Consider the following 10184-nt stretch of genomic DNA (forward strand, 5'->3'; position numbering starts at 1 on the left):
CTGGTGCTGAAACTGGGCTCGACGTAGATTCCGCGAAGTCAGGTCATCTGACCCTGTTTTCCAGCCTGCTGCTGATCGCCCTGTTCGCCCTCTGGGAGCCCATGGGCGGCACGGTCTGGAACGTCGAGGACCCCATCGGGCGCGCGGTGCTCTACGGCCCGTTCGGGATGGGCTGGGTGATCGTCCTGTTGTCCACCTTCCTCAGCAACCCCTTCGACCTGTTCGGGCTGCGGCAGGTGTGGCTGTCCTTCCGCTGACGTCAGTACACGCCCCTGAAGTTCGACACCCCCCTGGCTGTACCGCCACGTGCGTCATCCCCGCTACGTCTGTTGGTTCTTTGCCTTCTGGGCGACCCCGACCATGATCGTGGCGCACCTGGTGTTCGCGCTGGCGACGACCGGGGACATCCTCATCGCGATCCAGATCGAGGAGCGTGATCTGATCGGCGAGCACGGCCGCAAGTACGAGGACCACCGCCGGGAGGTGCCGATGCTGATCCCCGGCACGCGCCGCAAGACCCTCGGTACGCCACGCACCGCGTGTGCGAAGGGCATGCGCGGCATGATCCCGTCCGGGGTCGTGCCGCGTAATACCCGACAATAGGACCGGGTCTGAATCATGGCATCGGACATTTTCACTCCGACCGAACGGGCGGCAGGACGCCGGTGGATCAGGCTGGCAGGGAAAGCGGGTCTGATATTCTTCTCCCTCAAGGGACTGGCCTGGTTGATCGCTCCGGCAGCCCTCTGGTTCTTACGCTGACAGTACCGGCAAACCCTGATTCCGAATCCGATACGAGAGACATCGCCATGGATATGATCCGAAACGCTGTTTGCTTCGCCGCCAGACTCGTCGTCCTGACAATCCTGCTAGGCACCAACGTGAGCGCGGGGGAACTCGCCGATCTGCAGATCAGCGAAACCGACGGAATTTATCGGGTCAAGATGGACATGCTCGTCGACGCACCCGCCGATCAGGTCTATCGAGTTCTGACCGATTTCCGGCACATCTATCGGCTCAATCGTGCGATCACCGAAAGCGAGATGCTGCCCTCGGACATACCTGGCATCACGAGGGTACGCACCCTGATCGAGGACTGCATCCTGCTGCACTGCGTCAAGATATCGCGGGTCGAGGAGATTCGCGAGGGAGCACCGGGACACCTGTACGTGACCACGGACCCGCACTCGAGCGACTTCAAGTCCGGCAATACGCACTGGCGAATCGAGTCGGCGGGAAAGCGCACGAGGGTCATATACGAATCCAGCATGGAACCTGATTTCTTTCTCCCCCCCGTGGTGGGTCGCCTGATCATGAAGCGGGGCCTGCGCGAGGGGATCGTCGAGAGCTTCACCAACCTAGAGCGTATCGCCAGGCTCGATGCGGAAGGGGCCGCGCGATCGCAGACGGCTTACAACACGCCTTCGAACTAAGGCGATTTCCGTCAAATCACGTACCCTTTCCGGCCATCGCCGCCTGAGTGTGACCCTGGCCAGCGTATGGCATTCAGTATGTGATCCCGGGAGCGACAGGCGCGTTGCTGTAGCGCGGGGTGTGAGTCCGGATCTCGGTCAATGCCGGGCCCTGTTCCGTCGCCCGGTCCGACTCAGTCACCGGCAGAGTATCAGCAGTGGTCGGAGCTGCCGCAATCTCTACCGACTCCGGTTCCGGTGATGGGTGCGACTCAACGATTTCCGGTGACGCCTGCGTCTCAACGGAAGTCGATGCCGGTGCAGATCCGGTCCCGCTGTCGGGGGTCGGGATCTCCACCAGTGGGGGTGGAGGCGGTGGAACCACCTGTTCGGGTTTGTCCTCGATCATGGGTTCGACCTTGGCTTCCACGGCCGGCCTGTGAGCCTTGGACCGCGGCTTCGCCGGTTTCGCCGAGGCCACCGGCGTCGTCAGGGTTTCGATCGCCTGTTGTACCTGCGCATTCCGCGGCTCCAATTTCTGCGCGGCGCGGTAAGCCTGAAGGGCCTCGTCCTCGCGCCCCTCGTCCAGCAACAGCTCCCCCTGGCGAACCCGGACAGTGAACTCGTCGCCGGCTCCCTCGAGCAGGGCCACGCTGCATGCTTCCAGCCCATCGCTACGCTCCAGCGCCCTGCAATCACCCACGGCTTTCCGGCGTTGCGCCTCGGCGCGACTCAACTGTTCGGTGACCGACGCGTCGCCCGGCTCGAGGTTCAACGCCTGCCGGTAGCTGAAGACGGCCTCGCCGTACCGCCCGACATCGAACAGCGCATCACCCCTCGCAGCAAGCAACCGGGTGTCCTCCGGCTTTTCCCCCAACGCCTGTTCGCAGGCCGAAAGTGCGGATTCTCCCTTGAGTCGAGTACATCGGATGACATTCCGGCGAAACTGCGCGTTCGATTGACTCGTCTCCTCGTACTGCCCGCTCTGCCGCTGGATCCATTTCTGTTCCTTGACAAAGCTTTCGGCCAGTTTGAGTTGCTCCTTGAATTGCGCGTTCCCGGGCGCGAGGTCCACACCGATGGAAAGAACCTCGACCGCCTCTTGGTAACGCCGGCCCGCCATGAGGGCATCGGCAAGGGCGATGCGCAAGGATGCACTCCTGGGCGAGTCACGAAGTTCACTGCGACAAGCGGTAATTGCCTCCGTTCCGCTCGATTCGAGACAGCGCGCAGCGTAGGCATCCCCCGTAACCAGACACAGGGCGAATGGCAGGGCAACGAGACTTCGCCAAGCCATCATCATGGAGCGATCTGTCTTCAACCCGGGGAAGCGCCTAATAGTAGCCGCCAGACGAGGACGCGGGGCGTTGTTTGAACACCCATTGCCCGGACGGCAGCTTGACCAGGTTGAACAGATACCAGGTATCCACCGTGGTGTAGGGCGGGTCCTCGCGATCGATCATCGCCTGGATCTCGTCTCGCAACTGCCGCATCCCGTATTCACCCGGGCTGGATCCGGGAATCCCGTCGCCATCCGAATCGTCACCAAAGACATTGGCACGCGCCAGCAAGAGCACCTCCTTGCCGAGGATTCTCGCCTCCTCCGTCGAACGGGAAACCAGGATATCGCTACCCAGGGCTAGAATCAGGTCGCTTCGATCGAGCACGGCCTGGGCGGACTGTGCAAACGGTTCGGATGACTCCTTGACGTTATCGCTGGCGTCCGGCGAACTGGCCGCGAACGAGATGTGCGCCACGGCACCGGTGAGCGCCTGCCTGACCCCATAGGGCGCCTTGACCTCCACGCCTCCCGGGCTCGTCTCGTACTGCGGGTCGGTCGCCATCATCGTTGCTTCGATCCCGCTCTGTATTCCCTGCAGATCGCTGGCCGCGGACGCGGCCTCGGCGGCCTTCAATGCTTCGTCCGCCTTTACCTCCGCCGTCGTGAACAGACCGCCTTTTTCGGGTGTGTCGTGCCAGCCGGTCATGGCGTGCCCGATATGGGTATGCGCGATGGTCGGCGCCCGACTCGCGCAGCCGGCAGTCAGAAGAAGGGCGAGCAGGGTTATGCAGAGGGCGCCGCGGACAGCATAGCCGGCATCGGTTGTATTCATTTTGAAATCACCTGTTCTGGAGTAAAACTTTACCCGGGTCCCGTTTGACGGCACCGCAAAAGGGTCTGTACCTGGCCCGGAAGCCACTTCTTTCATCACAATTCCCTCGCGACCCGGAATCCGAAACTCGCGCTGCGCTCGTTTTCGTCGAAATGGTTTCTGAAGGCACTGCGTACGAAATCCGGCATGCTGAACCACGAACCGCCACGCAGGACCCTGCTGTGGCAATCGCCGGTGGTTCTCGCCCCTCCATCGGGAGGCGCCCCGTCGTAACTGTCGAGCCAGCAATCCGCCACCCACTCAAAGGCGTTTCCCATCGTGTCGTAGAGTCCAAACGGGTTGCCGCGAAACGATCCCACCGGGGCGGTGTACACGTAGCCGTCGGCACAATCGTGTACCTCCCATCCCGGGAAACGATACTCGGCGACGAGGTCCGCCACATTGGCCGATCCGCAGGCCAGTCTCTTGTCATCCGCCCAAGGTCGTGACGACTCACTCCCGGCACGAGCCGCGTATTCCCATTCCGACTCACTCGGCAACCGATACCTCTCACCGGTCTTCCACGACAGCCACTCGACATAGGCCCTGGCATCCGACCAGGACACACAGGTCACGGGGTGATCTTCGTCCTGCCCGAACCCGGGATCGAGCCAGCTGGCGGACTTTTCCGTCTGCCACTCGCCATCGTATGTCCGGCAACCGCCCGACTGGAAACCGGTCTCCTCGACGAAACGACCGAATTCTGCGAGGGTCACCTCAAATTGCCCCAGCGCGAGCGGGTACGCGATACGCACCGGATGTACGGGGCCTTCGCTGGCCTGCCGTCCCGCTTCGGAATCGGGAGACCCCTGCATGAATTCCCCCGGGGGCAGGACCACGAGCCGGGGACAGTCCGGGCAATCCGTGAATACCTCACCAGCACGATGCTCGGGGGCTGGACGCGTGTTCACCGACTCATCCCCGGTCGATGGCAGGAGAGCGGAAAGCCATCGATCCCTGTGCGGAATGAACCAGACCGATGCGATCAGCAAGGAGAGTAGCGCGGACAACCCGAGGAGGAGGTAGGCGCTGCGACGCCTCGGCGGAGCCGTTTCCCCGACATCTTCAACTCCGGGTTGGCCAGTTGGTGCCTGCGGCGCCACCCGGGTCCTGCGAACCACGGTGGCGCCGTGGGGGACGTCCGGGGCAACGGCATACTCCATGCTGCGGGTGTCGTCCAGACGAGTCCGGTCGAGAGCCACCGGATCCAGTTCGACCGTGCGGGTACGACGGTACAACCTGAGAGCCTGAGCAAAATCCCGCGCCGACTGGAACCGATCGGCGGGGTTTTTGGCCAGCGCCTTCGCCACGATGGCGTCGAGACCCGCCGGGGCATCCTGTGTTCGACTGGATGGTGGCGGCAGCTCGGCGTGGACGACGTTGTAGATGATCGCACTGATGTCGTTGCCTGGAAACGCCCGTTCGCCGGTCAGCAATTCGTAGAGCAGGATGCCACAGGAGAATATGTCTGTACGCTGATCGACGGCCTGTCCGAGCAATTGCTCCGGCGACATGTATCCCGGCGTGCCCAGCACCGCGCCAAGCTGGGTCAAGGACGAGGACTCTATCCGCGCAATGCCGAAATCGGTCACCTTGACCTCTAGGGAACCGGTCAACATGATATTGGACGGCTTGATGTCGCGGTGTACCACGCCCCGGGTATGTGCATAGTCCAAACCGTCGAGAACCCGGGCGAGTATCGAGCAGATCTCGTCGACTTCCAGCGACTCGCGGCGTTTCCGGTACTCGGCCAGGGTTTCGCCGTCGACGAACTCCATTGCGATATAGGCGCAATCGTCTTCTTCGGCGTACTCGTAAATTGCGACGATATTGGGATGCGTCAGTCTGCCCGCGACCTGCGCCTCGCGCTTGAATCGTTCGGCGAGTTGTCGTATTTCGTGTTCGGTACCGCCACGCACAATGGTCTTGATGGCCACATTGCGATCGATAACGGTATCGACCCCCTTGAACACCGTCCCCATGGCGCCCTGTCCCAGCACCGACACGATTTTGTACTTGCCGATAGTCTCTGGGTAGGCTGACATGAGAGATCGGGGGATTCCAGGCATCTAAAGGTATGAACTACGTTTTCGAAGTATAGCGCGTCTGTTGCCCTAGGCGTCCCGACCTGTCGTTAACGGCAAGTGCCTGTGATAGGTAGGCGTCCGATGGAAAGTGTAAAATTGGTTCGTCGCAAAATTGTACCTGATTACCCCGGAGGCTCAGCTACTGAGCCACGAAGTGGCGCTACTGAACCTGGAGCCAAACGGAGGAGCAGAACATGGCCAAGAATCGGATTCAGTTCCAGAAAGGGCTCAGCTTGCCACAGATCTTCAAACAATTCGGCACCGAAGCGCAGTGCCGCAGCGCCCTGTTCCGGTGGCGTTGGCCCGATGGTTTTGTCTGCCCGGATTGCGGGCACACCGGCTACTGTGAGATTGTCGGACGCAGCCTTTAATCAGTGTCGCCACTGTCACCGCCAGACCTCGGTAACCAGCGGTACGATTCTCGAGTACACCAAGCTGCTGTTGACGGCCTGGTTTCTCGGGATGTATCTGCTGACGCAGTCCAACAACGGCATCTCGGCACTGGAAATGAAGCGCCAACTCGGTATCAGCTACAACGCTGCCTGGCGCATGAAGCACAAGTTGCTGCAAGTGATGAAGGAATGCCACGACAGCAAGCCCCCTGTGCGGGATCGTCCAGTTGGACGATGCCGACTGGGGTGGAGAACGTCGCGGGGGCAAGCGTGGACGCGGCGCTGCGGGAAAGACCCCGTTCGTGGCGGCGGTGCAGACCGACCAAAACGGTTATCGATTCAACCGCCGGTTCAAACTCGAAGACATGATTCCATGTCTCGGTCAGGCAGCGGTGCGAACCCCGCCGATGCCTCAAAGACTTCTAAAGCGATTGCCAGGTTATGTAATGGTAGCTATTCTGTTATCGCAGTTGCGAGTGGTGGGCACCGTATTTAGGGACGATGATGTCTGCACCAGAGATGGTGTCCTGCGTTTCCTGAAACATACGCCCGCCCTGCTGCGGGCCTCCGAAAACCCTGTCGAATCGTTACGGACGATTTTGGAGTCCACTGCAGCAATCAAGCTTGGCTATTAGCGGTATCGACTCTATAACCTCAATAATTAGGAGGAGGACTTCCTGATGATTAGGCTGCAGCGAGCGCTCGCTTACGTATGTAGTGGCTTGATGTTAGCCTGTCACGTACATGCTGCCGATGGTGTCGAATTCGGATATGACGCGCGTTTTATGGGGGACAGCAATGTTGGTAACGCAACCGAAGGCAGCGATCGGGAAGCATCGTTTCGCTCCCTTGGTGCGCTGAAGCTGGGATACAACCGTACGGTTGGCGAACTGAAGGACCTTCACTTCTGGGCCCGGGGTGGAGGGGAATATTTCACCAACATCGACGACCTGAGCAATATCTTCATTCAGGGACACGCCGATTACACATTCGCGACGTCAACCAATTTCTCGGCGCCTGTCATAACACTGCTGGCGGAAGTGGCCGGTATTGACGTTCGCTCGGATATCCGCGACAGCGCCAATTTCATACTGGGCGCCGAGATTGAATCCCGTCTCAATCCAAAGTTCAAGCTCGGCAGTGGCGTGCTCGGCATATATAACGATGCCAAGAGTGATGTTTTTACGACATCTGATGTCCAGGTGTTTCTAGATACGAAATACAATATTCTGGAACAAGGTGCGCTGTACGGTGTCTTCACCTACATGTACGGCGACGTGACTTCTACGGGAACACCGACGCTCGATATCATAAAGGCCTCTAACGCCGTGACACCCGATGATGCGTTCGGCGGGTTGGCGGCGAACCAGTTGGCGTATCGCTTGCTCGCCAATACCTTTATCCTGCAGTTAGGTTACAACCATTTTTTCAACGAGCGCGTTTCCCTGGATGTCTCGCTGCGCGGGATTTACTCCATCGCTACGGAGAATTCGGATTTGACCTATGAGCGATATCAGGCCATCGCCAAGCTATCCGGGAGTTTCTGAGATGACCAAGCAATTTCCATTCGCCCTGACCCCCTTCGCGTTCCTAGCGTTCCTAGCGTTCCTGCTTCAAGGGTGCAGTGACGGCAGCAACGAAGGGAATGTTGAGGCAGTCACGCTGTCCACGCCCAACAGTTTTCTGCGCTTTTTCAACCAGTACGAGAATCCGCCTGATCGCGGCCTGAACGACGAGAAGTATGCAGAGGCGTACTACGCGGCGGTCGATCCCACTGGCCAGCGGCGCACGCTGGGAGATTTCGTCTCATTACATGGGCTTGGCGGGGCCGATACAATGAACGTGATTTACCGCAATACCAGAGACCTCGGCTACGGACGCGATATGTACATGCGCAAGTACGTCAGTGGGCAGGGTTGTAAGATCCTTGTATTCTATGTGCGGAATTTCTTGGTCGAACCGGTACCCGGGTTCGATTACGGTCCTTTGAATCTGGAGGCGGCGATCAACAACGACACTGAGTTCCATTTTGGGACCAATGCGATCGAGGTCAGCCCAGCCAACTATCCCAGCGATTGCAGCGGTCCAACATTTCTTAAATTCTTTACCTACGATCCCGCAGGCGATCAACCCTTGAGAACCACGGCATATATCGATGGCCGTGGTGCGAAGGCGATGCCGCAAGTCTGTGTTAGCTGTCACGGCGGCACCCTGAGGCCCCTCGACAAGGACGCAAGGTTTCAAACCGTCTACGCGGACGATACCCAAGCCGGAGACATCAAAGGCCAATTGGAGATATTTTCCGTCGACACCTTCGAATTCTCGGATCAGGTCGGCTATCCACGCCAGGAATGGGAGGCGCGACTGAAAACGATGAATGCCGAAATCCTCGCCACCTACCAGCCTTCGGAGAACCCAATCGATGATCCTGGAAGCGAGTGGGATGGGAAATTCGCCAGGGAAATTCTGACCGGGCACTATGGGGGCAACAAAGGCAGTGACCAATTGCCATCCAATACCTTTGTGCCGGGATTCGTCCCCGAGGGATGGTCGAAAGACGAGAACGTCAAGGCCCTCTACACCAGCGTCGTCGGGCCACACTGCATTGTTTGTCACGCGGGGCGGGGAATCACTCTAGATGCGAGCGATGCTAATCCGAACCCGGATTCACAGGACGTGGATTTTTCGACGTGGGAGAAATTCGAGAGTTACGCAGACGAGAGCGCACAACTCGTGTTTGACGAGGGGCGAATGCCATTGTCACTGCTGAATTTTGAGACCTTCTGGGAGGACCCAAGCAAGCCCGAGCGACTCGCGTCCGCCCTGGAACCATTGATTCCCGATTTCAGTTCGAGGTACCGCAACGCGGATGGCAGCATCAGACAACCCGGAAGACCGGTAGCGAACGCCGGTCTGGACCGCTGCGTTCCAGTGAATCGGGATATCCACATAGACGGAAGGAGTAGCCTTTTTTCGAACCAATACGTTTGGGAAGTCACTTCAGCTCCCCAAGGCGCTAACCCGACGCTGGTCGGCCAGGACACCCAAACCCCGATTTTTACCACTGACACGGTTGGAGACTACCGGCTGAAGTTGGTGACATCACAAAACGGTGGGATATCCAGCGCGTCTGCTTTGACGATCAAGGTGGTCGACGCAGCCGAAGTTTTGAACGCCGGGTGCACAGTGGATGTGGTGTTCCGGGACCCTGCCGATCCGGATTGCGTTAGTAACGACGCTTCAAAACGAAGCATCAACTGCTTGCTAATTGAAAAGCGATGTACCGGTTGCCACGGACAACGTGGGCCGGCGGGAAAAGTGGTCTGGTTTACCGAGGAGCAACCGAAGGTTGATTTAGACTCTGTACCCCCGGTAGTTCAACCTGTAAAAGATCCGGATGCACAGGTGGCGACGATCAAGGCCCGGGTCAATTTCCTGGACATACCGCGAAGTCCGCTGTTGACCAAATCGACAGGACAGCACCATAGCGGCCCCCCCCTTTTAAAGTTTGATGAGACCTCGCCGCTCGATGATCCGTCGAGGCAAGGTTACAATTCGATCGTGAACTGGATTTATCAGGGAGCGCAATAGACAGTGGGTCAGGCGCCTGCCCACAGCGTGCGGGTTACGGCGCACACAGAGAAACGCGGCAACGAGCAAATGCGTTACTCTTGGCGCCAGGGAGGTGTTGAAATATCGCCTCGGCTGCGGTTCCGTCCTTCGGTTTGGAGCGGGCGATTGAACCGGTTTGTCGGGTACCGCGGTCACGACTTCATTTGGCGCTTGTGGTGCCTGCTGGCTTTGTGCGGTCTGGTTCACAGGCAGCAAGGGTTTCGGGTTGAGCTTACTGCGTTGCTTTTGATGCGTCAGTCTGCCCGCGGCCTGCACCTCGCGCCTGAATCGTTTGGCGAGTTGTTGCTGTTCGTGTTCCGTACCGCCACGGGCAACGGTCTTGATGGCCACATTGCCATCGATTCCGGTATCGCCCCCCTTGAACACCGTCCCCATGGCGCCCTGCCCCAGCACCGACACGATCCGGTACTTGCCGATAATCTCCGGGTAGGCCGACATGTGCGCTTCAGGGGATCCAGATGTATAAGTTTAAAATGTGTTCCCGAAGTATAGCGCGTCCGTTTCCCC

The 10184-nt window shown here is 59.2% G+C and carries 9 protein-coding genes and 1 pseudogene; 6 read left to right on the forward strand and 4 right to left on the reverse strand.

The window, feature by feature from the left end; translation table 11 throughout:
* The 3 genes from LJE91_00380 to LJE91_00390 form a co-directional block, all read left to right on the forward strand.
* Window positions 1–257, forward strand: a 257-nt coding sequence (locus LJE91_00380; GenBank protein MCG6867220.1) for an isoprenylcysteine carboxylmethyltransferase family protein, incomplete at its 5' end; no start/stop codon positions are given.
* Between the two features lie 103 nt (window positions 258–360).
* A complete protein-coding gene (locus LJE91_00385) occupies window positions 361–603 on the forward strand; it encodes a hypothetical protein (GenBank protein ID MCG6867221.1) in 243 nt (80 codons plus the stop codon).
* Window positions 604–809: 206 nt separating this feature from the next.
* Window positions 810–1433 carry an SRPBCC family protein gene (locus tag LJE91_00390; GenBank protein MCG6867222.1) on the forward strand — a complete coding sequence of 208 codons (624 nt, stop codon included), beginning with the start codon at window positions 810–812 and terminating at the stop codon, window positions 1431–1433.
* A gap of 73 nt (window positions 1434–1506) precedes the next feature.
* Here the strand turns inward: LJE91_00390 and LJE91_00395 are convergent, their stop codons facing one another.
* The 3 genes from LJE91_00395 to LJE91_00405 form a co-directional block, all read right to left on the reverse strand.
* Window positions 1507–2715, reverse strand: a complete 1209-nt coding sequence (locus tag LJE91_00395) for a tetratricopeptide repeat protein (protein ID MCG6867223.1) — start codon at window positions 2713–2715, stop codon at window positions 1507–1509.
* Window positions 2716–2746: 31 nt separating this feature from the next.
* Window positions 2747–3526, reverse strand: a complete 780-nt coding sequence (locus tag LJE91_00400; protein ID MCG6867224.1) for a hypothetical protein — start codon at window positions 3524–3526, stop codon at window positions 2747–2749.
* 95 nt (window positions 3527–3621) lie between these two features.
* Entirely contained in the window at window positions 3622–5610 is a 1989-nt protein-coding gene (locus LJE91_00405) for an SUMF1/EgtB/PvdO family nonheme iron enzyme (protein ID MCG6867225.1), read from the reverse strand.
* Window positions 5611–5846: 236 nt separating this feature from the next.
* Between LJE91_00405 and LJE91_00410 the strand changes: the two are divergent.
* From LJE91_00410 to LJE91_00420, 3 genes and pseudogenes are all read left to right on the forward strand, one after another.
* Window positions 5847–6472 (forward strand): annotated as a pseudogene (locus LJE91_00410) (IS1595 family transposase).
* A gap of 252 nt (window positions 6473–6724) precedes the next feature.
* Window positions 6725–7591: a hypothetical protein gene (locus tag LJE91_00415; GenBank protein ID MCG6867226.1), complete on the forward strand. Its 867-nt coding sequence runs from the start codon at window positions 6725–6727 to the stop codon at window positions 7589–7591.
* Window position 7592: 1 nt separating this feature from the next.
* Window positions 7593–9635, forward strand: coding sequence for a hypothetical protein (locus tag LJE91_00420; protein MCG6867227.1), 2043 nt, complete (start codon window positions 7593–7595; stop codon window positions 9633–9635).
* On the opposite strand, the gene LJE91_00425 is transcribed toward LJE91_00420, so the two are convergent.
* Complete coding sequence (locus LJE91_00425) at window positions 9546–10115, reverse strand: hypothetical protein (GenBank protein ID MCG6867228.1); 570 nt, start codon at window positions 10113–10115, stop codon at window positions 9546–9548. The two genes, LJE91_00420 and LJE91_00425, sit on opposite strands and share 90 nt — an antisense overlap.
* Window positions 10116–10184: the final 69 nt, after the last annotated feature.

It is taken from the genome of Gammaproteobacteria bacterium, from assembly GCA_022340215.1.
Lineage (GTDB): Bacteria > Pseudomonadota > Gammaproteobacteria > JAJDOJ01 > JAJDOJ01 > JAJDOJ01.